This is a genomic window from Devosia sp., assembly GCF_017307565.1.
Lineage (GTDB): Bacteria > Pseudomonadota > Alphaproteobacteria > Rhizobiales > Devosiaceae > Devosia.
Genome location: NZ_JAFKHD010000327.1, coordinates 2,190 through 23,666, shown reverse-complemented (window position 1 = coordinate 23,666; position 21,477 = coordinate 2,190). Strand labels below are relative to the sequence as shown.

General features: G+C 61.6%; 30 protein-coding genes and 1 tRNA gene. 15 read left to right on the top strand and 16 right to left on the bottom strand.

What is annotated here, in order from left to right; all coding sequences use genetic code 11:
- Together J0I64_RS11755 and J0I64_RS11750 are read left to right on the top strand one after the other, a co-directional pair.
- On the top strand, positions 1–207 hold a 207-nt coding region (locus J0I64_RS11755), incomplete at its 5' end, for a FliM/FliN family flagellar motor switch protein (RefSeq protein WP_291408366.1).
- A gap of 122 nt (positions 208–329) precedes the next feature.
- Positions 330–414, top strand: a tRNA-Leu gene (locus J0I64_RS11750).
- A 61-nt stretch (positions 415–475) separates the two neighbouring features.
- Here J0I64_RS11750 and J0I64_RS11745 read toward each other — a convergent pair.
- Entirely contained in the window at positions 476–1,006 is a 531-nt protein-coding gene (locus J0I64_RS11745; protein WP_366933738.1) for a hypothetical protein, read from the bottom strand.
- Positions 1,006–1,374, bottom strand: coding sequence for a hypothetical protein (locus J0I64_RS11740; protein ID WP_291408364.1), 369 nt, complete (start codon positions 1,372–1,374; stop codon positions 1,006–1,008). The genes J0I64_RS11745 and J0I64_RS11740 overlap by 1 nt, the downstream gene beginning before the upstream one ends.
- Positions 1,375–1,525: 151 nt before the next feature.
- Between J0I64_RS11740 and mgtE the strand changes: the two genes are divergently transcribed.
- The 4 genes from mgtE (at position 1,526) to J0I64_RS11720 (ending at position 5,390) form a co-directional block, all read left to right on the top strand.
- Positions 1,526–2,941, top strand: a complete 1,416-nt coding sequence (mgtE, locus tag J0I64_RS11735; RefSeq protein WP_291408362.1) for a magnesium transporter — start codon at positions 1,526–1,528, stop codon at positions 2,939–2,941.
- Between the two features lie 339 nt (positions 2,942–3,280).
- Positions 3,281–3,958, top strand: a complete 678-nt coding sequence (locus J0I64_RS11730; protein WP_291408360.1) for a glutathione S-transferase family protein — start codon at positions 3,281–3,283, stop codon at positions 3,956–3,958.
- Positions 3,955–4,380, top strand: a complete 426-nt coding sequence (locus J0I64_RS11725; protein ID WP_291408357.1) for a DUF1489 domain-containing protein — start codon at positions 3,955–3,957, stop codon at positions 4,378–4,380. Before J0I64_RS11730 ends, J0I64_RS11725 begins: the two co-directional genes overlap by 4 nt.
- A 104-nt stretch (positions 4,381–4,484) precedes the next feature.
- Positions 4,485–5,390, top strand: a complete 906-nt coding sequence (locus tag J0I64_RS11720) for a division plane positioning ATPase MipZ (protein ID WP_291408355.1) — start codon at positions 4,485–4,487, stop codon at positions 5,388–5,390.
- Positions 5,391–5,510: 120 nt separating this feature from the next.
- Here J0I64_RS11720 and J0I64_RS11715 read toward each other — a convergent pair whose 3' ends face one another.
- The gene (locus J0I64_RS11715; protein ID WP_291408354.1) at positions 5,511–5,930 is read right to left on the bottom strand and encodes a helix-turn-helix domain-containing protein; all 420 of its coding nucleotides are present in this window, start codon (positions 5,928–5,930) and stop codon (positions 5,511–5,513) included.
- Between the two features lie 96 nt (positions 5,931–6,026).
- Here J0I64_RS11715 and J0I64_RS11710 point away from each other — a divergent pair, with 96 nt between their 5' ends.
- On the top strand, positions 6,027–6,419 hold the full coding sequence (locus J0I64_RS11710) for a DoxX family protein (protein ID WP_291408352.1): 393 nt from the start codon (positions 6,027–6,029) through the stop codon (positions 6,417–6,419).
- A gap of 164 nt (positions 6,420–6,583) precedes the next feature.
- Here the strand turns inward: J0I64_RS11710 and J0I64_RS11705 are convergent, their stop codons facing one another.
- Complete coding sequence (locus J0I64_RS11705; RefSeq protein WP_291408350.1) at positions 6,584–7,153, bottom strand: type 1 glutamine amidotransferase family protein; 570 nt, start codon at positions 7,151–7,153, stop codon at positions 6,584–6,586.
- Positions 7,154–7,317: 164 nt separating this feature from the next.
- Between J0I64_RS11705 and J0I64_RS11700 the strand changes: the two genes are divergently transcribed.
- Positions 7,318–8,478, top strand: coding sequence for a D-alanyl-D-alanine carboxypeptidase family protein (locus J0I64_RS11700; protein WP_291408348.1), 1,161 nt, complete (start codon positions 7,318–7,320; stop codon positions 8,476–8,478).
- A 67-nt stretch (positions 8,479–8,545) separates the two neighbouring features.
- Here the strand turns inward: J0I64_RS11700 and J0I64_RS11695 are convergent, their stop codons facing one another.
- Positions 8,546–8,767 (bottom strand): sulfurtransferase TusA family protein, encoded by a 222-nt coding sequence (locus J0I64_RS11695; RefSeq protein WP_291408346.1) that lies wholly within the window; start codon positions 8,765–8,767, stop codon positions 8,546–8,548.
- Positions 8,757–9,242, bottom strand: coding sequence for a CAP domain-containing protein (locus J0I64_RS11690; protein ID WP_291408344.1), 486 nt, complete (start codon positions 9,240–9,242; stop codon positions 8,757–8,759). Before J0I64_RS11690 ends, J0I64_RS11695 begins: the two co-directional genes overlap by 11 nt.
- 190 nt (positions 9,243–9,432) lie before the next feature.
- Between J0I64_RS11690 and J0I64_RS11685 the strand changes: the two genes are divergently transcribed.
- Positions 9,433–10,344, top strand: a complete 912-nt coding sequence (locus tag J0I64_RS11685; protein WP_291408342.1) for an SMP-30/gluconolactonase/LRE family protein — start codon at positions 9,433–9,435, stop codon at positions 10,342–10,344.
- Here J0I64_RS11685 and J0I64_RS11680 read toward each other — a convergent pair.
- Entirely contained in the window at positions 10,341–10,829 is a 489-nt protein-coding gene (locus tag J0I64_RS11680; RefSeq protein WP_291408340.1) for a hypothetical protein, read from the bottom strand. The two genes, J0I64_RS11685 and J0I64_RS11680, sit on opposite strands and share 4 nt — an antisense overlap.
- 114 nt (positions 10,830–10,943) lie before the next feature.
- Positions 10,944–11,360 carry a VOC family protein gene (locus tag J0I64_RS11675; protein WP_291408338.1) on the bottom strand — a complete coding sequence of 139 codons (417 nt, stop codon included), beginning with the start codon at positions 11,358–11,360 and terminating at the stop codon, positions 10,944–10,946.
- 221 nt (positions 11,361–11,581) lie between these two features.
- On the opposite strand from J0I64_RS11675, the gene J0I64_RS11670 reads away from it, so the two are divergent.
- The 4 genes from J0I64_RS11670 (at position 11,582) to J0I64_RS11655 (ending at position 13,796) form a co-directional block, all read left to right on the top strand.
- Positions 11,582–11,980, top strand: coding sequence for an NADH:ubiquinone oxidoreductase subunit NDUFA12 (locus J0I64_RS11670; protein WP_291408335.1), 399 nt, complete (start codon positions 11,582–11,584; stop codon positions 11,978–11,980).
- 6 nt (positions 11,981–11,986) lie between these two features.
- Complete coding sequence (locus J0I64_RS11665) at positions 11,987–12,406, top strand: DUF2155 domain-containing protein (RefSeq protein WP_291408333.1); 420 nt, start codon at positions 11,987–11,989, stop codon at positions 12,404–12,406.
- An 85-nt stretch (positions 12,407–12,491) separates the two neighbouring features.
- Entirely contained in the window at positions 12,492–13,277 is a 786-nt protein-coding gene (locus J0I64_RS11660; protein WP_291408331.1) for an SDR family oxidoreductase, read from the top strand.
- 21 nt (positions 13,278–13,298) lie between these two features.
- Positions 13,299–13,796 carry a GyrI-like domain-containing protein gene (locus J0I64_RS11655; protein WP_291408328.1) on the top strand — a complete coding sequence of 166 codons (498 nt, stop codon included), beginning with the start codon at positions 13,299–13,301 and terminating at the stop codon, positions 13,794–13,796.
- Here the strand turns inward: J0I64_RS11655 and J0I64_RS11650 are convergent.
- The 6 genes from J0I64_RS11650 to J0I64_RS11625 all read right to left on the bottom strand — a co-directional run bounded on the left by J0I64_RS11650 (position 13,793) and on the right by J0I64_RS11625 (position 18,634).
- Entirely contained in the window at positions 13,793–14,566 is a 774-nt protein-coding gene (locus J0I64_RS11650) for an APH(3') family aminoglycoside O-phosphotransferase (RefSeq protein WP_291408326.1), read from the bottom strand. The two genes, J0I64_RS11655 and J0I64_RS11650, sit on opposite strands and share 4 nt — an antisense overlap.
- Entirely contained in the window at positions 14,553–15,188 is a 636-nt protein-coding gene (aat, locus tag J0I64_RS11645; RefSeq protein WP_291408324.1) for a leucyl/phenylalanyl-tRNA--protein transferase, read from the bottom strand. Before aat ends, J0I64_RS11650 begins: the two co-directional genes overlap by 14 nt.
- A gap of 106 nt (positions 15,189–15,294) precedes the next feature.
- A complete protein-coding gene (gene accC / locus J0I64_RS11640) occupies positions 15,295–16,641 on the bottom strand; it encodes an acetyl-CoA carboxylase biotin carboxylase subunit (RefSeq protein WP_291408323.1) in 1,347 nt (448 codons plus the stop codon).
- Positions 16,642–16,653: 12 nt separating this feature from the next.
- On the bottom strand, positions 16,654–17,145 hold the full coding sequence (gene accB / locus J0I64_RS11635) for an acetyl-CoA carboxylase biotin carboxyl carrier protein (RefSeq protein WP_291408321.1): 492 nt from the start codon (positions 17,143–17,145) through the stop codon (positions 16,654–16,656).
- Between the two features lie 32 nt (positions 17,146–17,177).
- Positions 17,178–17,615, bottom strand: coding sequence for a type II 3-dehydroquinate dehydratase (gene aroQ, locus J0I64_RS11630; protein WP_291408319.1), 438 nt, complete (start codon positions 17,613–17,615; stop codon positions 17,178–17,180).
- 164 nt (positions 17,616–17,779) lie between these two features.
- Positions 17,780–18,634 carry a DsbA family protein gene (locus J0I64_RS11625; RefSeq protein ID WP_291408317.1) on the bottom strand — a complete coding sequence of 285 codons (855 nt, stop codon included), beginning with the start codon at positions 18,632–18,634 and terminating at the stop codon, positions 17,780–17,782.
- A 158-nt stretch (positions 18,635–18,792) separates the two neighbouring features.
- On the opposite strand from J0I64_RS11625, the gene J0I64_RS11620 reads away from it, so the two are divergent.
- Together J0I64_RS11620 and J0I64_RS11615 are read left to right on the top strand one after the other, a co-directional pair.
- Complete coding sequence (locus J0I64_RS11620) at positions 18,793–19,944, top strand: aminotransferase class I/II-fold pyridoxal phosphate-dependent enzyme (RefSeq protein WP_291408315.1); 1,152 nt, start codon at positions 18,793–18,795, stop codon at positions 19,942–19,944.
- Positions 19,941–20,441: a GNAT family N-acetyltransferase gene (locus J0I64_RS11615; RefSeq protein ID WP_291408314.1), complete on the top strand. Its 501-nt coding sequence runs from the start codon at positions 19,941–19,943 to the stop codon at positions 20,439–20,441. The genes J0I64_RS11620 and J0I64_RS11615 overlap by 4 nt, the downstream gene beginning before the upstream one ends.
- Before the next feature lie 35 nt (positions 20,442–20,476).
- Here J0I64_RS11615 and J0I64_RS11610 read toward each other — a convergent pair whose 3' ends face one another.
- On the bottom strand, positions 20,477–20,848 hold the full coding sequence (locus J0I64_RS11610) for a VOC family protein (RefSeq protein WP_291408312.1): 372 nt from the start codon (positions 20,846–20,848) through the stop codon (positions 20,477–20,479).
- A gap of 61 nt (positions 20,849–20,909) precedes the next feature.
- A partial coding sequence (locus J0I64_RS11605; RefSeq protein ID WP_291408310.1) for a YafY family protein occupies positions 20,910–21,477 on the bottom strand: 568 nt, incomplete at its 5' end.

Here is a 21,477-nt window from a genome sequence, read left to right as displayed (position 1 = left end):
GATATCACCGTCGAACTCGGTGCCACCAAGATGCCGATCCACCATCTGTTGCGCATGGGCCGCGGTGCCGTGATCGAATTGGAGCAGACTGAGAACGATCCGCTCTCCATCTATGCCAATCATACGCTTATCGCCCGCGGCGAAGTGAATGTGGAAGATGGCCACCTTCGCGTGCTCGTCACGGAAAAGGTCTACAAGCACGGCTGATTTTTTGCATCTCTCCACAGGCTTGAAAGAAATCTCGATTTAGGTGCTTGAGGTTCGCCAAGTCCTTTGCTACATCCCCACTCGCTTCAGGCGCTTCGGCGCAGAAGCTTCTACCACACAGTGCGGTCGTGGCGGAATTGGTAGACGCGCAGCGTTGAGGTCGCTGTGCCGCGAGGCGTGGAAGTTCGAGTCTTCTCGACCGCACCATTCTCCCCCCTAGGGGAAGAAACAAAAAGCTGCCTTCGGGCGGCTTTTTTGTTTTTGGCGGTCAGATAACCGCCTCGTCGCCGATCTTGATCGTGGGAACCTTGAAGCCCATGGCAATCCAGGCTGCGAGCAGCTTTCCGTAAAAGCCCAGCGTTTGCATGCGCCCATGGGGAATCGCGCCTTCGAGCTGCGTCTCTGCTTCCCTGTCGCTCACCATTGTCCGAATCTGCGGGGCAGGGGCCGTGTCCGCCGGCCATAGGCTTGAATAGAGGCTGAGCCAGTGCCCACCCTTGAACTCAAGAAAGACCGGGCTGTTGCAACAGGTGGCGACGACACGGCGAGTCGGAGTGGTGGTGCTAAGGCGATAGCCGCGCAGCAGTTCATGGCCTTTGGCAATTTCGACGCGATCTTTCCGATAGAGGACGAATCGCGTTCCGCCGTCCGGCTCGAGCATCGGTCTTGCCAGCGGCAAGGCCGCGAGCTTGCCGCCGGCCTCCCGGCAACTGTTGCAGTGGCACTCCGTCGAGATGAAGGGGGCGCCGGTCAGCGTCAGCGCGCATTGCCCACAGGCACAGGTCAGATTGGTCAGCACTACAATTCGTCCTTCTTGCCGTGGGGCTGGTCACCTTCCGGCGCCTTGAAGCGCCAGGCGTCTTCTATGCGCAGTCCAAGTTCTTCGTCTTCGATGGCCGACAGGCGAACCAGCACGGCGTCATAGCCGACATAGTGATCGGTTTCGAAATAGATGCCTGGCGAAATTTCCATGAGCAGCACCTTCTGCTCGATGGGACAGTGCAGCACGATAGTTGTCTCGTCGAGCAGCCGCACGAAGGTGCGATCTTTCACCTTCAGTGCCGGCGTCCCATAGCTCGTCGAGCGCAATACCTGCTCAAGGCCCCGGGCCCTTGCGAGGGCCTCGATTCGGTCAAAAGCACGGTCAAATGCATCCTGGCTTGGCATGACCATCTCCATCCGTAGCTCGCGTCGCAGGATCATCGTGCTGGGCGCGAAATTGGAAGAAAACTTCGTATCGGCAGTCTGGCGTCTTTATCTCTGATTGGCTACTGCTTGCCTTGCCCCTGAAACCCCCAGGACACGCAAAGGGCTCCCTATGAGCAGCGATTTCGATACCGAGCTCGGCCCCGAGACCGAGATGGACAATAGCGCGTTCCGCGATGCGGACGATCGCATCAGCTCGCTTTGGCTCGAACGCTTACGGGCCTTCCTGACCGCCCAGCGTGGGGAAGACGTTGCTCTGGTCATGGAGCCCCTGCACACCGCCGACGTCGGCGACGTGCTGGAACTGCTTGACCATGACGAGCGCCTGGCGCTCGTCCGGCTGCTGGGTGACCGGTTCGATTATTCGGCTCTGACCGAGGTCGACGAGAGCATCCGCATCGAGCTGATGGAGGACCTCCCCAACGCCGAAATTGCCCGCGGGGTGGCCGGCCTCGACAGCGACGACGCCGTGGCCATTCTGGAAGACCTCGAAGAGGAAGACCAGAACGAGGTTCTATCGGCGCTGCCGACCTTCGAGCGCCTGAGCCTCAAGCGCTCCCTCGATTTTCCGGAAAAATCCGCCGGCCGGCGGATGCAGACCGAGTTCATCGCCATTCCGCCGTTCTGGACGGTCGGGCAGATGATCGACTATCTCCGCGCCGAGCGCGACTTGCCTGACGAATTCTACCAGATCTACGTGGTCGACGCCGCCTACAAGGTGCTGGGCACCGTGCCGCTCGATCGCGTGCTGCGCGCTCAACGCGCCACCAAGATCGAATCGATCATGAGCACCAATCTGGTGCTGGTCGATGCGGTCGACGATCAGGAGGAGGCCGCTCGCGCCTTTGAACGCTACGACCTTGTCGAAGTCGGCGTCGTCGATGAGAGCGGGCGCCTGGTTGGCGTGCTCACCATCGACGACATGGTCGACGTCATCACCGAAGAAGCCGATGAGGACATCAAGCTCCTCGCCGGTGTGGGTGACGAAGACGTGTCCGACACCACCTTCGATACCGTGCGCAGCCGCGCCCCCTGGCTGGCCGTCAACCTCGTCACTGCCGTCCTCGTATCCCTCGTCATCGGCCTTTTCAACGGCACTATCGAGCACATGGTCGAATTGGCCGTGCTCATGCCCATCGTCGCCTCCATGGGCGGCAATGCCGGCGCCCAGACCATGACTGTTACCGTGCGCGCCATCGCCATGCGCGAGCTGGAAGGCGGTCGCCTCCGTCGCCTCATTCGCCGCGAAATGGTCGTTGGCTTCTTCAATGGCGTCATCTTCGCCATTCTCATCGGCATCGTGACCTGGCTGCGCTACAACAATCCGCAAATCGGCGTCGTCATTGCCATGGCCATGATCACCAACCTTGTCGTCGCCGGCACTGCAGGAATATTAATTCCGCTGACCCTCGATCGCTTCAAGGCCGACCCTGCAATTTCCTCCGCGGTCTTCGTCACGACTGTCACCGATATCGTTGGATTCTTCGCGTTTTTGGGGATCGCAGGGCTCTGGTTCGGGCTCTTTTAGTGGCCGACTAGCGGCTGTGCAGTGTTGCACATGGGTCACTTGCAAAGGTTACGTGACACGGTTAACGCTTGCTGACCGACCTCCTGATGACGTCAGCGCGGGTCGGCATGGACGGCTGACAAGGAGCGACATATGCGCAGTCAACCGAAGACCCTAGCCTGGCATTCGATTAGCTGGGCCGTCGTAGCCCTACTTTCCATGGGGCTTGTTATCTCGGTGGTCGCTGGGCTCTGAACGGGGCTCACGAACGCTCCATAAGCTGGAGTTCCGCACCGAAAAGATTTAGGGAAGGGCGCCCCTGCCACAGGGCGCCCTTTCTTTTGCAGTAAGGTTTTTCGCATGAAACTGCTGATCGGAAACCGCAACTATTCGTCCTGGTCGCTGCGTCCCTGGCTGGTGCTGCGCCACTTCGATCTGCCGTTTGAAGATGAAGTCCTGATGCTTTCCGGTGAAGGTTGGCGCGAAGCCCTCGCGGCGCGCTCGCCGACCGGCAAGGTGCCGGTGCTGATCGACGACGACATCGTCGTCCACGAAACCCTGGCGATCATCGAATACCTCGCGGACAAATACCCCGAAAAGCAGATTTGGCCGGCCGACAGGCGCGACCGTGCCTTGGCGCGCTCTGCCGCCTCCGAGATGCATGCCGGGTTCACGGCTCTGCGCGGCGCTGCGCCGATGAATTTGCGCGCGTCCCATCCCGGAAAAGTCGATCTCGACGCAGTACGCGCTGACCTGCACCGCATCGAACAGCTCTGGGGTGAATTCCTCGCGCGCTCGGGCGGGCCGTTCCTCTTTGGCGAATTTACCGCCGCCGATGCCATGTTCGCGCCGGTCGCGACGCGCATCCGTACCTATGCCCTGCCGACATCCGACACGGCCTCCGCCTATATCGAAGCCATCTACGGCCTTCCAGCCTTCCAGAATTGGCTTACCCAGGCCCTGCGCGAGCCATGGGTCGTCGACGACGACGAGATCGACGTTATTCAGGGACGGGTCGCGCCCGGAACGATCGTATGATTCACATGGTCAAACTCTGCGTCGGCATTTCCAGCTTCGAAGAGCTGGAAAGCTACCGTAACGAACGCGCTCACTGGTGGGGTGCCGATTACGGCGAGGATGTCCACGTCCATCGCACCCGCATGATGCCCAAGCGCGCCGCCGAAATGGAAGGCAAGGCTTCGATTTACTGGGTCATCGCGGGAGCCATCGTCTGCCGCCAGCCGATTCTGCGCCTCGCGTCCTATACGGATGCCGAGGGCAAGGATTACTGCGACATCATCATGGCGCCGGACCTGATCCGTACGATTCCGTACCCCAAGCGCCCCTTCCAGGGCTGGCGCTATCTAGACCCCAAGGACGCACCGCCCGATATCGCCGCAAATGACGCGGAAAACTCGGTCGAGATCGCCGCGGAGCTGGCCCGACTCGGACTGTTGTAAACCCGCAATCGCGCTGCATTAACTGTTTACGGATTGTTAATCTTCGCCCCACTTGTGCATAAGGCTTGGAAGACTGAGACTCCGAGAAGTGATTTGGGGGCGTAATGGTTCGGCAGGCGGCGCACGTCATCGTCGTAGGCAATGAGAAGGGCGGGTCGGGTAAATCGACCACGGCCTTCCATCTGGCCATCTATCTGCTCTACCAAGGCTACAAGGTCGCTTCTATCGACGTCGACAGTCGTCAGCAGACTCTGACCCACTATGTGCGCAATCGGCGCGACTGGGCCCGTCAGCGGGGCCTCAGCCTGCCGCACACGACCCATTTCCACCTGCCGCTGGCGCGGGGCGACTCCCTCAAGGAGAACAACCGGGTCGAATTCGACCTCTTCCGCCAGGCCATTGCCGAGGTGGAGCAGAGCGCCGAGTTCATCGTCATCGATACGCCAGGCTTTGACACCAATCTGACGCGCCTGGCGCACTCATTGGCCGATACGCTGGTGACACCGGTCAACGACAGTCTCATCGACCTCAACGTCATGGCCCATGTCGATCCGGTGACCGGCGAACCACGCGAACTCAGCCACTATGCGCGCCTCGTGCAGCGCGCCCGCTCCGAGCGCCTTGCCGTTGATGGTCGCACCATCGACTGGGTGCTGGTCCGCAACCGCATTTCCATGCTCTCGTCGCGAAACATGCGGCAGGTGCAGACTATGCTCGAGCGCATCGCCATGCGCCTCGGCTGCCGCGTTTCCGACGGCATCGCGGAGCGCGTAATCTTCCGCTCGCTTTTCCCCACCGGCATGACGGTGTTCGATCCCTTGGATGACGAACTGCTCGGCGGCGTGCCGTCCATGTCCCACACCAGCGCGCGGCAGGAATATCGCTCGCTGGTCGCCGCGCTGAACCTGCCCTTCAGCCGTCGGGCCGAAGCGCGCCGTGAAGTGCTGGAAGCAGGCAAGCGGGAAACCGACGCCAATCGCTTCGTTCACATGGCGCCGTCAGAGAGCTGATTTTCAGTTCGAGAAAAGGGTAGGGCAAGAGTTTGTCCCCACCCGCGCATGCCAAATGCATTGCCGGGACAGGCCCGGCAATGACGACGGTTGGTGATGTTCGGGAAGCGAACTAGCTACCTACTGCCCGCGAGCATAAGCAATCTTGCGCGGCTCAGCAGCCTCGACCGCATTCTGCCGCTGATCGTAGATGTCGCGCGCGTCGATGATGGAATGGTGGTTCTCGGCCGTCCAATCCCAGAGAGCGTTGATGGGCTCCTGCAGGGTCTTGCCCATTTCGGTTAGGCTATATTCCACCCGCGGTGGCACCTCGGGATAGATCGTGCGGCTCACCAGCCCATCGCGCTCGAGATTCCGCAGCGTCAGGGTCAGCATGCGCTGCGAAACGCCGTTGATCATGCGCTTGAGTTCGTTGAAACGCAGCGTGCCGTTGCGGCTCAACATGCCGACAACCATCACGCTCCACTTGTCGCCAATGCGGCTCAGCACATCGGACATCGCAGAGCAGTTAGAATGCTTGGATGTATCGGTCAGTGACATGGCTGTGCCTCCTTGCTACGGTTACTTGGGCACAAATATAAACACAGTTACTAGTTGTGACTAGTGTGGCACGTCGTCACCAGGGGGAGATGGGCTATGAACAAATGGAATATCGGGCTGTGGGCGGCCCAGGTCGTCCTTGCCGCGGTTTATGTGATGGCGGGCTTCATGAAGCTCGCCCAGCCCATCGACGCGCTGGTCGCCTCCGGCATGACCTATGCCGGCGACTATCCAGAAATGCTCACCCGCTTTATCGGCACCATGGAAGTGTTGGGCGCCATCGGCATCATCCTTCCGGCCGCAACGCGCATCGCGCCAGTCCTGACGCCGCTCGCCGCGCTTGGCTTTTCGACTATTCAGGTTCTCGCCATCGGCCTTCATACAATGCGCGGCGAATTCCAGGTTCTGCCGGTCAATCTTGTGCTGCTGGCGCTATCGCTCTTCGTCCTCTGGGGGCGCTTGCGCAAGGCGCCAGTAAGCCCACGCTAGGCCCATTTCGGCGGCGTGAAGTCCGCCAGTCCTCAGGCGACCTGCCGCAGACGGCTACCATCAAGCGCAACGCGATCCTGATGCTGCCCGTCGAGAAAGGATGAGACGGCGCCCACCTCATCATCATTGCCGGGCCTGTCCCGGCAATCCATCTCGCTGAAAACCTAAGCCTTCTGATGCTCGGCCCCGTAAAGCCCGAGATAGAAATCGAGATCGCCATTGCGCATCCCGAGCGATTCAAACACCGCGCCCATGAAACTGACCGGCGCGGTGCCCGGTGCCGTGACGATCTTGCCTGAGAGCACCGCCTGCGGCTGGTCGCGATAGTGCTCCACGCCCTTATAGCCCGTGTCGGGCAGGCTCTCGGGCCCATTGGAAGTATGAGGCACCTCGTCGAGCAATCCTGCCCGCGCCAGTGCCAGCGTGCCGTCGCAAATTCCGCCTACGGTCTTGCCGGCAGCGTGTGCCTTGCGCAACACCTCGGCAATGTCAGGCGCGCAGGGCGTGCTCCAGATGGTGCCGCCATTGACCAGCAGCGCATCGATCTCATCGACATTGATGTCTGCCACTGACATATGCGGCGTAACCTTCAGCCCGCCAGAGGAGGTCACTTCCTCCCCGTCCGGCGTCGCGAAAAGCGTGTTGATCCCATAATAGGTGCGCGCCGCAGCGTTGAGCAGGGCGGTTTCCCAATCGGCATAGCCGGGCGTGAGAATGGTGACGAAGGTGGTCATGGCGTGATCCCTAACTGTTCAAGCGTCACAATTTCTCCTGCCCGCGACAATCTGCGTCAGGAGCCCAATCACGGTCCCGTCAAACTTTGCCCCATTTCTTGAGGCTTCAGGAGGACGCTGCTAAGAGTGGCCGCGCCCCCGTAAGACTTGCTTAAGAGATTCCCGTGCTGTTGTTGCGACGTTTTGCCATTGCCCTTGTCCTGAGCTTTTCCAGCCTGGTGCCGGCATTCGCTAACCCGCTCCTCCTCGTCGATCGCGATACCTTGCAGGTGCTTTACGCTGAAGATGCCGGCCAGCCCTGGCATCCCGCTTCCCTCACCAAGCTGATGACGGCCTATGTGGCCTTCGAGGAAATCGCCAAGGGCACGGTGACGCTGCAGACCCCGGTGACGCTCTCCAAATACGCGCTGAGCCAGGCCCCCAGCCGTTCGGGCCTCAAGGTCGATACCTCGGTGTCCCTTGAAGACGCGCTCTACATCCTCATCGTAAAGTCGGCCAACGACATGGCTGTGGCCATAGCCGAAACAATCGGGGGCAATGAAGCCAGCTTCGTCGCCAAGATGAACGATGTCGCCCGTCGCATGGGCCTGACCGCCACCAATTTCGTCAACGCCAATGGCCTGCACGACGATCGGCAGGTAACGACCGCCCGCGACCTCGCCATTCTCTCGCTCTACATCGAGCAGAGCTTCCCCCAATATATGCAGATGTTCCGCACCAGCGTCGTCCGCATTAATGGCATGAAGCTAGAATCGCAGAATGAGCTGCTCAAGAGCTTTGCCGGCTCGATCGGCATGAAGACCGGCTATGTCTGTGCCTCGGGCCTGAATGTCGTTGCCGACGTCGATCGCAATGGTCGCCGGCTGATGGCGGTGGTGCTGGGTGGTTCATCGGGCCGCGATCGCAATGAACGCGCCGCCGAGCTTCTCCTCAAGGGCCTCTCCGGTTCCGCCACGCCCACCGGGCAGACCGTTCTCACGCTGTCCAACGCCGTTGGCGTGGCTCCTGTCGACATGCGCCCCAATATCTGCGGCAAGGAAGCTGCGACCTATGTGAAAGCGCAGGAAGCCGCTTTCCCGATGGGCCTGAAAAACCAGCCAAGTTATCTCAACGACACTGTCGCCGCTCTCGAACACGTTGCCACTGACCTAGGCCGCGTACGCGCTGGCATCGTCCTGCCGCGTCCGCGCCCCGCACATGTTTCGCAGTTCCCGGTTCAGGATGTTGCCGTGAACACGGCACCAGAAGCCGCCCTGCGCCCAGGCCTCGATCTCGCGGCCAACCCCGGAATTCCCTATCCCCGCCCGCGTCCGGTTTTCAGGTAGCTTCTGCCCAAAACGAAAATCCCCGCTTTCGCGGGGATGACGTCGTGTAAAAGGGGATTGGTGCCGGCTACCCCGCCACGATCTCAAACCGCAGCACGCCGTCTTCGGTGCTGACAGTGCAGGCATGGCCGCGCTGGCGGCAGTAAAGCGGAATATCGATCGCCGCCATTTCGTCGGTGGCGAGCACGGTAATGGTGCCACCGCCGGGCATTTCGTCCAGCTTCTTTTCGAGCTTGAGCACGGGCAGGGGGCATTTCAGCCCCCTGGCGTCAATCAGTTCAGTTGGCAATCACCAGCACCCAATAGACGCCGTAGCTCGACGCTGCGTTATAGGCGACGCCGAGACCGGCCTTGTTGCCCTGGGCAGCAAGGCCCGCGGCATCGGCCGCGCTGTTGCGCCAGCCCGAGAAGGTGTCGGCAAAGGTGGCATAGCCGGCGCTGAGCTTCATCACGCTCATGCCCTGCGGCGTGGAAGGGGTCGTGCCGGTCTGCGCATATTGGTTGGCAAGTGCCTGCGCGGTACCATCAAGTCCGGCATCGCTGGTCAACGGCTGCATGCCGCGGGTTGAGCGGTAGGCGTTCACCAGGTTGATCGCCTGAGCGCGGTCGAGGCGTGCGCCGGGCTGGTCCATACGCGCAGTCAGACCGGCCGAAAGGCTGGTCGGTGTGCTGGCGCCACCACCCATCATCGAGCAGCCGGCAATGGCTACGGTGGCCGAAACGGCAAGGCCGAGGGCGGCGAGGCGAAGGTACGAGAGTTTCATTGAAATCCTTTTTGGGCTCGTGGGGCCAATTGCCGCCAAAATCTCACGGCGAGCCTGCTGCGAGGTTAATCCGCAAGCGGCAGCATTGCCGCGCGTAACCCTCCCAACTATGGTCGCTTCAACCTTGTCCGCCACATTTGCGGCAGGGTCTTGGCGGGGCTCACAATTCCTGCCGCGGGAGGAGAAAGAAGTGCCGGACGAAGTCCACGAAATCATCGACGCACGTTATCGTGATCTCATCATCGGCAGCGCCGAACTCGAGCGCCTATACGCTGGCTGCCGTTGGGCCGAGGGTCCCGTCTGGTTCAAGGATGGCGATTATCTGCTCTGGAGCGACATCCCCAACCACCGGATGATGCGCTATCAGCCCGATGGCACTGTCTCGGTCTATCGTGCCGATTCCAATTTCTCCAATGGCAATACCCGTGACCGCCAGGGCCGCCTCGTTTCCTGCGAGCATGGTCTCCGCCGTGTCACCCGCACAGAATACGACGGTACCGTCACCGTCCTTGCCGACCGCTTTGAAGGCAAACGCCTCAATTCGCCCAATGACGTCGTGGTTCACTCAAACGGCAGCGTGTGGTTCACCGACCCCACCTACGGCATTCTCACGGACTATGAGGGTTTCAAGGCCACGCCCGAGCAGGCGACGCGCAACGTCTATCGCCTCGATCCAGAGACCGGCAATCTCTCGGCCGTCGTAACCGACTTCCTCCAGCCCAACGGCCTCGTTTTCTCTCCAGACGAGAAGCTGCTCTACATCGCCGACTCCGGCGCCAGCCACAACGCGGACGCGCCGCGCCAGATCCGCGTTTTCGATGTGCTCGACGGTAAGACCCTCACCAATGGCCGCGAGTTCTGCCGTCTCGATGACGGTGTTCCCGATGGCCTGCGCACCGACGTGCACGGCAATGTCTGGACCAGCGGCGGGCCTCACGTCCATTGCTACGCCCCCGACGGGACCCTGCTAGGGCGTATCAACGTGCCTGAGGGCGTGGCCAACCTGACCTTCGGCGGCCTGAGGGGCAACCGGCTCTTCATCACTGCGACCACTTCGATCTACGCGATCTATCTGGCTGTGAGCGGCGCGCAAACGCCCTAGTTCACATCCCGGCGAAACTCTTCGCTGCCGGCCCAGTGGTCGTCATCCGCTGGGCCCTCTTCGTCCTCTTCGTAAAAGACATCTTCCTCATCGTCGATGCCTTCGCCGGAGAGTTCGCGCAGCGCGTCGACGTCGTCGGGCGACAGGGCATGTGAGTGGTTGGCAGGATCGTCCACCATGACGTCCTCAAGACCGAAATTTTCATCGCTGATCTCGCGGTCGCCCGCCAGTTCCTCGATCGCCCGGTCGATCTCTTCGAGCATCGCGGCCGGGTCCTCATCGCCCCAGTCGCCGCTTTCGCGGATCGCCGCCTCGTCGCGCATTTCGCGTAGCCGCGCCAGGCGCTCCTCTACGGGACGATCATCGCCATAGAGCAGGTCTTCGATCTCGCTCTGGCTGTAGGGCTGCGCGATCCCTGCTGGATCGGCATTGTCGAAATTGGTCTCTTGCGGCACCAGTGCGCCGCGGTGATGCATCTGCGCCATCTCCGCCTCCCATGGTTGTAGATGACGGGACAACGCTCTTGTGGAGCGAGGGTTCTGCCGTCGCCACAAATGTGAAGAGGGCGGCGGGCCAAACGGCCCGCCAGGTACGCGCGATCAGCCGCGCCGGCCGGCGATGTTGACCATCCAGCTCACGCCGTACTTGTCGACCAGCATGCCGAACGTGTCGCCCCAAGGCGCCTTTTCAAGCGGCATCACCGGTTGGCCGCCGGCGAGAAGGCCATTCCAATAGCCGCGCAACGCGGCTTCGTCGTCGCCACTCAGCGAAACCGAAATATTGCTGCCCTCAGGGGTAGGCATGCTGGCGGGCGCATCCGACACCATCAGCGCCATGCCATTGGGCGCGTCGAGTTGCCCGTGCATGATCTTGTTGGCCTCTGCCGGATCATGCGGCATGCCGCCCTCTGCATAAGTCGACATGTTGAGGTCGCCCCCGAAGACGGTGTGATAGAAGGCGAGGGCTTCTCGGGCAGAACTGCGAAGATTGATATAGGGATTGAGACGTACGGTCATAGCTGTCTCCTCTCGCTAGCCGATATCGCGAAGTTAGCCCTCCCCTGTGACGGTAAATAGGTGCCCGATCGAGCGAGGCGATCCACGCCGTCCGGGTGAAACGGCCCATTGCCGGAAACTTGCGACAAGATGCGGCCAATTTACCGAGCTTTGGTCTAGGCTCCTCGCGGCGAGCATGATAAACCGCCAGACAAATCATACCCGATGAGCGGAATCGTCCCGTGGCCCAGTCTGATCTCAAGCAGTTCCTCACCGAAATCTTCGCCTGGTGGCGTGGCCAGACTTGGGGAACGCGTCTCTGGATCAAGCGTTTCGGCAACTATGTCGGCTCCGATGAATTCGGCAACCGCTACTACCAGGACAAGAAGGCTGATCGCCGCTACGTGACCTATGCCGGTTACGCAGACGCATCGGCTATTCCGCCCGGCTGGCACGGCTGGATGCACCACCGCACCGACGTCGTTCCGACCGACGCGAACTACAAGCCGCGCGCCTGGGAAAAGCCGCATCAGGCCAATCTCACCGGCACCGCAGAAGCCTATCGTCCCGACGGCAGCTTGCTCAACAAGGGCGAACGCCCGCGCGTCACGGGCGACTATCAGGCCTGGTCGCCCGAATAAGGGCCCATGCCTCTGCGCTTCCTTCTCCGCATTCTTGCTGCGCTGGCCTTTGCAGGGCTGGCGCTTGCTGCCGTTCCTGCCAATGCGCAGCCGGTGGCCCATCCTGTCGCGACCCTCGCCGGGCTAGACAAGATTACCGGCCGCATTACCCGCTTCGACGTCTATATCGACGAAACAGTGCTCTTCGGTGCGCTCGAGATCACGCCACGCGCCTGCTACGATCGTCCCTCCAATGACACGCTGCAGCGCACCTCGGTGTTTCTCGAGGTTGATCAGCGCTCGCTGGACGGCACTGCCAAGCGCATCTTCACCGGCTGGATGTTCGCCGACAGCCCGGCGCTCAGCGCTGTCGATCACCCCGTCTATGATGTTTGGCTGATCGAGTGCAAAAACAGCACCAACGTGCCGTCACCGACCCAGCGATAATTTCGCGGACCGCGTCTAAATCCCCACCTCCCATCCGTCGTGGCAATGGAGCGGCCATGTCCGCTCGCAATGCGGGGAGGGGATCATGTTGCTCAGGGATAAGGTCGCCGTCGTCTACGGCGGCAGCGGCGCCGTCGGTGGAGCGGTGGCCAGGGCCTTTGCGCGCGAGGGCGCGGAGGTGCATTTGGTGGCACGCGGCCGCGAGCGGCTCGAAGCGGTAGCCGACGAAATCCGCACCACTGGCGGCAAAGTGCATGTCGGCACTGCCGATGCACTGGACCGGGCTTCCGTCGAGGCGCATCTTCGCTCGGTCAATGCGGTGAGCGGGCCAGTGAAAGTGGTTTTTAGCGCCATAGATTGGGGCGATGCGCAGGGCACGCCCATAACTGATCTCCACTATGACCGCTTCATCATGCCCGTCGAACGGGGCCTGAAATCCTGGTTCAACGTCGGCGGCGTCATGGCCCAGCACATGGGGTATCATGGCGGTGGCGTCATCCTCGGCATCACGGCCAATGCCGCGCGTGAGGCTTACACGGAAATGGGCGGCTTCGGCATCGCCTGCGCGGCGGTTGAGCATTTCCTGCGCCACCTGGCCGCCGAGAATGGTCCGAAAGGCGTTCGCTGCTGCTGGGTTCGCTCTCCGGGCTCACCCGACGCGCCCGGCGTCCGTGAGGCCTGGCTGATCCACGCCCGGGAAAAGGGCATTACCTTCGAAGAAATGCACCGCGAAGTCGCACGGGACACGCCGCTGCGCCGCATTGCCTCGCTGGCCCAGGTTGCCGACGCCGCCGTGCTGCTTGCCAGTGATCTGGCCTCAAGCATGACCGCGACCCTCGCCAATACCACAGGCGGCGCGCAGGTCGATTGAACGATAAGAGGAGGATAGCCAATGTTGACCCTGCCCAAGACCGAAAAGCGCAAGACTCAGCCTTATGTCTACGTGCCCTTTACCTTGACCATGCGGCAGATGCAGAAGCCAGCGCGCGAAGGTTTTCCGCTGCTTTTCGCCCATCTCGGCAAGCACGGCCTCAAGCCGGTAGGCGCCCCCTTCTACAACTACCGCCGCATCGACATGGCAGACACGCTCGATGTCGAAGCCGGCATTGCCGTCGAAGCCCTCGGCCCGGAAGAGGGCAAGGTGAGGAACGGCACGCTGCCCGCCGGCAATTTTCTCGGTCTCAGTTGGACCGGCCACCCCGACAAGCTGATCACCGTCACCGGCATGCTGATCGGCTGGGCAAACCTGAGGCAGCAAAAGTTCGATGTTGTTGAAAAGCCCGACGGCGACCACTTTGCCTGCAGGCTCGAAATCTACGAATCCGACCCCGACGAGGTTCCGAACATGGACGATTGGGTGACGACGCTGGCTTTCAAGCTGAAGGACTAGAAGAGGTCGTCCAGCGCGCAGTAGTAGGCAAAGCGCTCCTCGTCGAACTCCGCCCCGTAGGCGGCAAGGAAGGCCTCCACATGGTCCTGGCCGCCGTTGAACGCCAGGCTTCTGCAGGCCAGCGCCAGGTCCTGCCAGCGATCCGACACACCCACCCGCGCACAGTCGACGATGCCGGAAAACCTGCCGTCATTGCAGAGAATATTGGGCAGGCAAGCATCGCCATGCGTCACCACGCGACTTGTCTCTTCCGGGCGATTGGCGATGAGCCAGTCGAACACCTGCTGCGCCGTCCAGCCGTCACGCTCGTCGTCGAAATCGGTCTCGTCGACCATCCCCGCCTGCACATTGGCTTCGGCGTCCCGCAGGCGCCTCTCCAGTGAATGATCAAAGGGGCAATTGGCCGGATCGAGCGCATGTAGCCGCTTCAGTCCATCGGCGAGCACTTGAATCAAAACCTGAGGTTCATCACCCAGGTGAGTCAAATCCCTGCCTTTTACGGCGGTCATGAGAAGCCAGTTGAAGTCGTCGGCGAGTACGTGGTCGACCACGCGCGGCGCTGGGAAACCCATCTCGGCGAGATAGTCGAGCCGCAGCAGCTCATCGGCCATTTCGCTGAGGTCATGCGCTGGCTCGGCCTTCAGAAACAGCGCGCTCTCGCCCATTGCGATGCGCCAAACCGAAGCGCTGGATTCCCCGATGGTCATCGGCTCCCAGTCGCGCGTCGCCAGCGGCTTGAGTTGCAGCGGCAGCCGTTCACGCGGGTCCATTCCAGGCCTCCCAGTCACCCTTGAGGGCCAGCGCCTGCGCCAGCCGGTCTTCATAGTCGGCCCGCGCGATCTCGATGCCGCCAAGCGAGGCCAGGTGCGGGGTGACAAATTGCGTATCGAGCAGTTGAAACCCACCAGCCCTCAGGCGATCCACCAGATGCGCCATGGCCATTTTGCTGGCATCGGTCCGCCGGTGAAACATGGATTCCCCGAAGAAGGCCCCGCCAATGGCCAGTCCATAGAGCCCGCCGACGAGATCCTTCCCGTCCCACACTTCCACGGTATGCGCCACGCCACGCCGAAAAAGCTCGCCATAAACCGCCCGGATCGTGCCGTTGATCCACGTCGTCGAACGATCTTCGCCCACCGTGGCGCAGCCCTCGATGATCCCGTCCCAATCGCTATCGACGCGGATATCCCAGCCCGATTTCCGCATCGCCTTGCGCAGGCTTTTGGAGGCATGAAAGCCATCGAGCGGCATGATTCCGCGCCATTCCGGGCTGACCCAGAACAGGTCTTCATCGGCAGCGTCTTCCGCCATGGGAAAGATGCCGGCGCGATAGGCCCGAACGATCAGCTCGGGCGTCACCTCGATGTCAAAAGGATCGGTAGGGCGGGCCATGCTCAGTCAGCAAAAAAGAAAAGGGGCGCAGAGCGCCCCTTTGAGAGCGTTTTCAAGAAAAGTGGATACCACTTTCTGGTTCGAAAACGCGACAAACAAAGATCTATCAGGCCTTGTTCTCGGCCAGGAACTTTTCGAGCCAGTGGATGTCGTAGTTGCCGGCAATGATGTCGGGCTGCTTGATCAACCGCTGGAACAGGGGGAGGGTGGTCTTCACACCATCCACCACGAATTCGTCGATCGCACGGCTCAGGCGCTTGAGGCATTCTTCGCGCGTACGGCCGTAAACGATGAGCTTGCCGATCAGCGAGTCATAATAGGGCGGGATCTTGTAGCCCTGGTAGACCGCGGAATCGACGCGCACACCAACACCACCAGCCGGGTGATAGAAGGTGATCGTGCCCGGCGACGGCGCAAAGGTCTGCGGATCTTCGGCATTGATGCGCACTTCAATGGCATGGCCATAGAACTGCACCTTGTCCTGCGTCATCGACAGGGCTTCGCCCGAAGCGACGCGGATCTGCTCATAGACGATGTCGATGCCGGTGATGCGCTCGGTAACCGGGTGCTCCACCTGCAGACGGGTGTTCATTTCGATGAAATAGAACTCGCCGTTCTCGTAGAGGAACTCGATCGTACCCGCGCCGGAATACTTCAGCTTGCGCATGGCCGCGGCACAGATTTCGCCGATATTGTCGCGCTCTTCCGGACTGATGGTTGGACCACCGGCCTCTTCCCAGACCTTCTGGTGACGACGCTGCAGCGAGCAGTCGCGCACGCCGAGATGCACGGCATTGCCCTGGCCATCGCCGAGCACCTGCACTTCGATGTGGCGCGGCTTGCCGAGGTACTTTTCCATGTAGACGGAATCGTTGCCAAAAGCGGCCTTGGCTTCCGAACGCGCCGTAGACCAGGCGATCAGCACGTCCTTCTCGCTCTGCGCGACCTTCATGCCGCGACCACCGCCACCGGCGGTTGCCTTGATCAGCACGGGGTAGCCAATGTCCTTGGCGGTCTTGAGCGCGTCGGCTTCGGTTTCGACCGCACCGGCGGAACCGGGAACCACGGGAATGCCCAGCTCAACCGCCGTCTTCTTGGCGGTGATCTTGTCACCCATGATTTCGATATGGTGCGCCGAAGGACCGATGAAGGTCACATTGTGCTCGCCAAGAATCTTGGCGAAACGGGCGTTTTCCGAGAGGAAGCCATAGCCCGGATGCACAGCATCGGCACCGGTGATCTCGCAGGCCGCGAGGATCGACGGGATATTGAGATAGCTGTCCTTGGCCGCGTTGGGGCCAATGCAGACGCTTTCGTCGGCAAGGCGCACATGCATGGCATTGGCGTCGGCCGTCGAGTGCACCGCAACGGTCTGGATACCCAGTTCCTTGCAGGCGCGCAGGATGCGCAGGGCGATTTCGCCGCGATTGGCGATCAGGACCTTCTGGAACATCGAAAGTCCCCCTTACTCGATGACGACGAGCGGCTCGCCATATTCGACCGGCTGGGCGTCATCCACGAGAATGCGGGTAACGGTGCCCGAGCGGTGCGCCGGAATCTGGTTCATGGTCTTCATCGCTTCGATGATCAGAACCGTCTGGCCTTCGGAAACCTTGGTGCCGACATCGACGAAAGCCGGCTTGCCGGGTTCGGGCGAACGGTAGGCGGTGCCCACCATCGGCGAGGTCAGCGTGCCGGGGTTGGAAGCCAGGTCTTCCTTGGTGGCGGGCGCAGCAGCTCCAACCACGGATGCAGGGGCGGCCGGAGCTGCCGGGGCAGCGGGCGGCGCGTAATACTGCGGGGCAGGGGCGTAGGCCGGAGCTTCAACCGGATAGGAGCGGGTGACGCGGACCCGGAGATCCTCCTGCTCGATCTCGATCTCGGCGAGGTTTTCCTTGTTGAGCAGTTCTGCGATGGCGCGGATCAGGTCCTGATCCACCTGCGATGACTTGGTCATTCTTGTCGGTCTCCCGGCTTCCAGTCGAAGCGTTATGCGAGTTTTTGGGCCATGGCTTCCAGGGCGAGTCTATACCCCAGCGTGCCAAAGCCGCAAATGACGCCGAAGGCGACGGCCGACACATAGGAATGGTGCCGGAACGCCTCGCGCTGATGAATATTGCTGATGTGGACTTCCGCCACCGGCAAGGCGACGGCCTTGAGCGCGTCGTAGATTGCCACCGAAGTGTGCGAGTAGGCGCCGGGATTGATCAGGATGCCGTCGGCCGTGCCGAGCGTTTCCTGGATCCAGGTGACCAGTTCGCCTTCGTAGTTGGATTGGCGGAAATCAATGGAAAGCCCAAAGTCGTCCGCAGCGGCCCGACAAAGGGCCTCCACATCGGCCAGGGTCTGCGCGCCGTAGATACCGGGCTCGCGCTTGCCGAGCATGTTGAGGTTCGGGCCGTTGAGGACGAGAACGTGCTTTGCCATAGTCTTTTCGTTGTGCACCGGCTCTTTCCGGAGGTGCAAGGCCGGTTACACGAATTGCACCGAAAAGGCGAGCCTCGACGGTGCTTTCGGGGCTCTAATCAAAGACTCTGGCGAGATTCAGGCTGCCGGAAGCGTTTGCTCCCCGACGGCCACACAAAAAGTGCTTAGCTACAAGTCGTTTCGCCACAGGCGCGCATATTGGCGATGCGGGCGCGCAGGTCATCGACGCCGATGGCGCCGGGGATGATCTCGTTGCCGATGATATAGGTCGGCGTGCCGCTGATCCCGAGGGCCTGGGCAATCTCGTAGGAGGTCTGGATGGTCTTGGCGACGCGCTGCTCGCCCATCTGCAGTTCCAGGTCCACCGGGCTCAGGCCCAGCGAGCCGGCAGCCTGCAGCGCCGCAGCCTTGTCCACCTTGCCGCGGCTCGAGAACAGCGCTTCGTGGAAGGTCCAATAGTCGACATCAGCCTGGCCAACGAGCACGCCGACGCGTGCCGCATCGATCGATTCATTGGAGAGAATGGGGAATTCCTTGAGGATCACGCGAAGGTTCGGATCTTCCGCAAGGAGAGTGGCGAGATCGGGCAGGGCCGAGCGGCAGTAACCGCAATTGTAGTCGAAGAACTCGACCAGCGTCACGTCGCCCTCAGGATTGCCCAGCACCACCTGACCCGGATCGTTGAAAATCTTGTCGTGCATCTGGGTGATGGCGACCTGCGCCTTGGCGCCTTCTTCGACGCGCAGGGTTTCGTCAAGCGCCACCGAAAGCCGCTGCAGCAGCTTGGGGTCGCTCATCAGGTAGCTTTCGATCATCGGGTTGAGTACGGCCGGGTCGATCTCGGCAACGGCCTTGGGCACGGCGCTGGCGGCGGCTTCCCGCTCGCTCAGCATGCCTTCCACAATGGCCCGCACTGCCGCGGTATCCGTCTCCGGTACTGGTTGGTTGAACTGGGAATAGCCCAGTGCTCCGCCCAGAATTCCCGCAACGGCGGCTAGCACGACAGACAGACGGTTCATTGGAAAGGGCGCTCCCCATAGATTCTTTGCAAGGCCTTCTATCAGACCTCCGGCAAATCTGGCACCGGTCAATTGCCACACTCTAAATCCGCGCTTCAATTGTTGTTGAGCGCGAGTGCGCTTAGGGCTAGTCCCGTCGGACGACAAGGAGCCGCCTCATGACCCTCGCCACAGACGGCCTCATGCCGTTCCTCGCCATGGACATTCTCAACCGTTCCAAGGTGCTCGAAGGGCAGGGGCGCATCATCTGCCATCTTGAGCTTGGCGAGCCCGGCCACCCGCCCGCGCCGCGCGTCCTTGAAGCCGTCGCCCGCGCCTTGCCCGATCCGCAGGGCTATACCAGCGCCAAAGGCCGCCTCGATCTGCGCGAAGGGCTCGCGCGCTATTATGCCGAGCAGCACGGGGTTTCGGTGAACCCGGAAATGATTCTGGCCACAATGGGTTCGTCGGCGGGCTTCATCCTCGCCTTTCACACCGCCTTCCGCCCCGGCGCCCGCATCGCCATCACGCGCCCGGGCTATCCCGCCTATATCAACACCCTCATCGGCCTCGGTTTCGAGTATGCCGAAATCCCCGTCACCGCGGCGAACAATTGGCATCTCACAGGCGCCGACATCGAATCCGCTTACCGCGAAAAGCCTTTCGAAGGCTTGCTCTTTGCCAGCCCCGCCAATCCCACTGGTGCCGCCATTGATCGTGCCGGCCTCGCCGATATCGTCGAAGCCTGCCGCCGCCTCGGCGTCACCCTGATCTCGGATGAAATCTACCACGGCCTCGACTATCGCGGCCCGTCGGTCTCCGCGCTCGAGCTGACGCGCGACGCCATCGTGATCAACAGTTTCTCGAAATATTACTGCATGACCGGCTGGCGCATCGGCTGGATGGTTCTCCCCGAAGGTCTGATCCGCCGCGCCGAAGTCCTACAGCAAAACCTCTTCATCTCGGCCCCGACCCTCAGCCAGATCGCCGCCACCGCGGCGCTCAATGAGCGCGACTATTCCGAGGAACAGAAGGCCAGTTATGCGGCCAATCGTGCCGCCATCACCAACGGGCTTCAGGAACTGGGCTTCGACCTCGCCTCCGCCGCGGACGGGGCCTTTTACGCTTATGCGGGAATATCTAGGTTTTCCAACGACTCCCTGGCCTTTTGTGAATCGATGTTGGAGCATGCAGGCATCGCCGCCACCCCTGGCGTCGATTTCGATCGGGTCAACGGCCACGGCTTCGTCCGCTTCAGCTATGCCGGTACGCGCAACACGGTTGACCTCGCCCTCGATCGCCTCAAAACCTTCCTCGCGGCAGGCTCATGACCATCCCGACGCTTCAAACCGAACGCCTCATCCTCCGCGCCATGCGCGTCGAGGATTTCCCCGCTTATGCCAAGATCATGGCATCGCCACGCTCGGTCTTCATGGGCGGTCCCTTCGACCAGCGCGCCGCCTGGGGCATGTTCTGTCACGACCTCGCCCTCTGGATTCTTTATGGCCACGGCGCCTTGATGATCGATGTTCGAGATACCGGTGAATGCGTCGGCCAGATCGGCATCAATCACGGCCCGCTCTTTCCGGAGAAGGAACTGGGTTGGCTGCTCTACGAGGGCTTCGAAGGCAACGGCTATGCCACCGAAGCCGCCACGGCCATGCGCGATTGGGCACGCGACACGCTGAAACTGCCGACCCTTGTCAGCTACTTCGATCCCGAAAACCACCGTTCGATGGCCGTCTCTGCTCGCCTCGGCGGCACTCGGGACGACAAGGCCCTGCTGCAGGACGAGGGTGACATCGTCTACCGCTACTGGCGGAAATAGCGAAAGCGGCCAAGGCCGCTTTCAGGCCGACGCGCTTAGCGTGGATCGGCTGCTCTCGCGAAAACGCGGATTCGGTGGCCATCGGGGTCTTCCACCACGAAGGTAAAGCCAAAATCCATGGCCACAGGCTCCTGCAAGACCTTTGCCTTGCCCTGCCACTGCGCGTAGGTCGCCCGGACGGCATCATCATTGTCTTCACTGAACGTCACTTCGACGCCGCCTGCGGGCAGTGGGCGCGGCTCCATTTCGTCCTTGATCCAGAGGCCCAGCTTTATGCCATTGGGCAGGACATAGAGCACAAAGGTCGGCGAGCTCTCGACCGGCTCCATGCCGAGCAGGTTGGAGTAGAATTTGTGGCTGGCCGCCGGGTTGGAGACGGCGAGCAGGATGTAGTTGAGGGTAAGCATTGGTGTTCTCCTTTCGGCGGAGAACAACTAGCAGTCGGGACTGCCAGTTTCCGGCAGTGGCTCACGGCGGCGGAATGCCCTCGCGCTCCCGCCACTCCTTGAGCATGACGGCGCGCCGTCGCGGATAGCGCTCGTCGAGCACCGTTAGCCGGGTAATCCGATCGACACGAAAACTGCGAAAATCGCTACGCATCTCGCACCAAGCCGTAACGACGCGGACCTTTTCGAAAAAGCCGATCATGAATGGCCAGATGACCCGCTCGGTGGCCTCGCCGTCCGTATTGCCATAACGAATGCCGAGTTTGCGCTCGTTGCGGATCGCCAGTCGAATTTGCCCGGCGTCCACCTGCGCCGGCTCGAGCCCGATCCGCGCTACAAGAAGGTTTGTCGCCTCTGCGCGCTCACGCAGGTCTGCCGGCAGCACCGCGAGTATCTTGCTCATTGCCTGCCGCGCCGAGTCGCTGAGCCGGCTGTCATCCGCCCGCGTCGCTACCCAGCGCGAGCCGAGCACTATGGCTTCGATTTCATCGGCCGAAAACATCAGCGGCGGCAGTGTAAAGCCCGGCCGCAAGACATATCCAAGCCCTGGCTCGCCCTGAATATCCGCTCCCTGTGCCTGCAGGGTCGCG

Coding starts and splice junctions, on each gene's coding strand:
- J0I64_RS11740 (WP_291408364.1), bottom strand. CDS start 1,374: ATGCCAAGCCAGGATGCATTTGACCGTGCTTTTGACCGAATCGAGGCC.
- accB (WP_291408321.1), bottom strand. CDS start 17,145: ATGACCAAGTCATCGCAGGTGGATCAGGACCTGATCCGCGCCATCGCA.
- J0I64_RS11675 (WP_291408338.1), bottom strand. CDS start 11,360: ATGACCGTACGTCTCAATCCCTATATCAATCTTCGCAGTTCTGCCCGA.
- J0I64_RS11710 (WP_291408352.1), top strand. CDS start 6,027: ATGAACAAATGGAATATCGGGCTGTGGGCGGCCCAGGTCGTCCTTGCC.
- aat (WP_291408324.1), bottom strand. CDS start 15,188: ATGGCCCGCCCTACCGATCCTTTTGACATCGAGGTGACGCCCGAGCTG.
- J0I64_RS11610 (WP_291408312.1), bottom strand. CDS start 20,848: ATGCTTACCCTCAACTACATCCTGCTCGCCGTCTCCAACCCGGCGGCC.
- J0I64_RS11705 (WP_291408350.1), bottom strand. CDS start 7,153: ATGACCACCTTCGTCACCATTCTCACGCCCGGCTATGCCGATTGGGAA.
- accC (WP_291408323.1), bottom strand. CDS start 16,641: ATGTTCCAGAAGGTCCTGATCGCCAATCGCGGCGAAATCGCCCTGCGC.
- mgtE (WP_291408362.1), top strand. CDS start 1,526: ATGAGCAGCGATTTCGATACCGAGCTCGGCCCCGAGACCGAGATGGAC.
- J0I64_RS11725 (WP_291408357.1), top strand. CDS start 3,955: ATGATTCACATGGTCAAACTCTGCGTCGGCATTTCCAGCTTCGAAGAG.
- J0I64_RS11665 (WP_291408333.1), top strand. CDS start 11,987: ATGCCTCTGCGCTTCCTTCTCCGCATTCTTGCTGCGCTGGCCTTTGCA.
- J0I64_RS11655 (WP_291408328.1), top strand. CDS start 13,299: ATGTTGACCCTGCCCAAGACCGAAAAGCGCAAGACTCAGCCTTATGTC.
- J0I64_RS11650 (WP_291408326.1), bottom strand. CDS start 14,566: ATGGACCCGCGTGAACGGCTGCCGCTGCAACTCAAGCCGCTGGCGACG.
- J0I64_RS11680 (WP_291408340.1), bottom strand. CDS start 10,829: ATGGCGCAGATGCATCACCGCGGCGCACTGGTGCCGCAAGAGACCAAT.
- J0I64_RS11625 (WP_291408317.1), bottom strand. CDS start 18,634: ATGAACCGTCTGTCTGTCGTGCTAGCCGCCGTTGCGGGAATTCTGGGC.
- J0I64_RS11620 (WP_291408315.1), top strand. CDS start 18,793: ATGACCCTCGCCACAGACGGCCTCATGCCGTTCCTCGCCATGGACATT.
- J0I64_RS11715 (WP_291408354.1), bottom strand. CDS start 5,930: ATGTCACTGACCGATACATCCAAGCATTCTAACTGCTCTGCGATGTCC.
- J0I64_RS11730 (WP_291408360.1), top strand. CDS start 3,281: ATGAAACTGCTGATCGGAAACCGCAACTATTCGTCCTGGTCGCTGCGT.
- J0I64_RS11615 (WP_291408314.1), top strand. CDS start 19,941: ATGACCATCCCGACGCTTCAAACCGAACGCCTCATCCTCCGCGCCATG.
- aroQ (WP_291408319.1), bottom strand. CDS start 17,615: ATGGCAAAGCACGTTCTCGTCCTCAACGGCCCGAACCTCAACATGCTC.
- J0I64_RS11690 (WP_291408344.1), bottom strand. CDS start 9,242: ATGAAACTCTCGTACCTTCGCCTCGCCGCCCTCGGCCTTGCCGTTTCG.
- J0I64_RS11720 (WP_291408355.1), top strand. CDS start 4,485: ATGGTTCGGCAGGCGGCGCACGTCATCGTCGTAGGCAATGAGAAGGGC.
- J0I64_RS11660 (WP_291408331.1), top strand. CDS start 12,492: ATGTTGCTCAGGGATAAGGTCGCCGTCGTCTACGGCGGCAGCGGCGCC.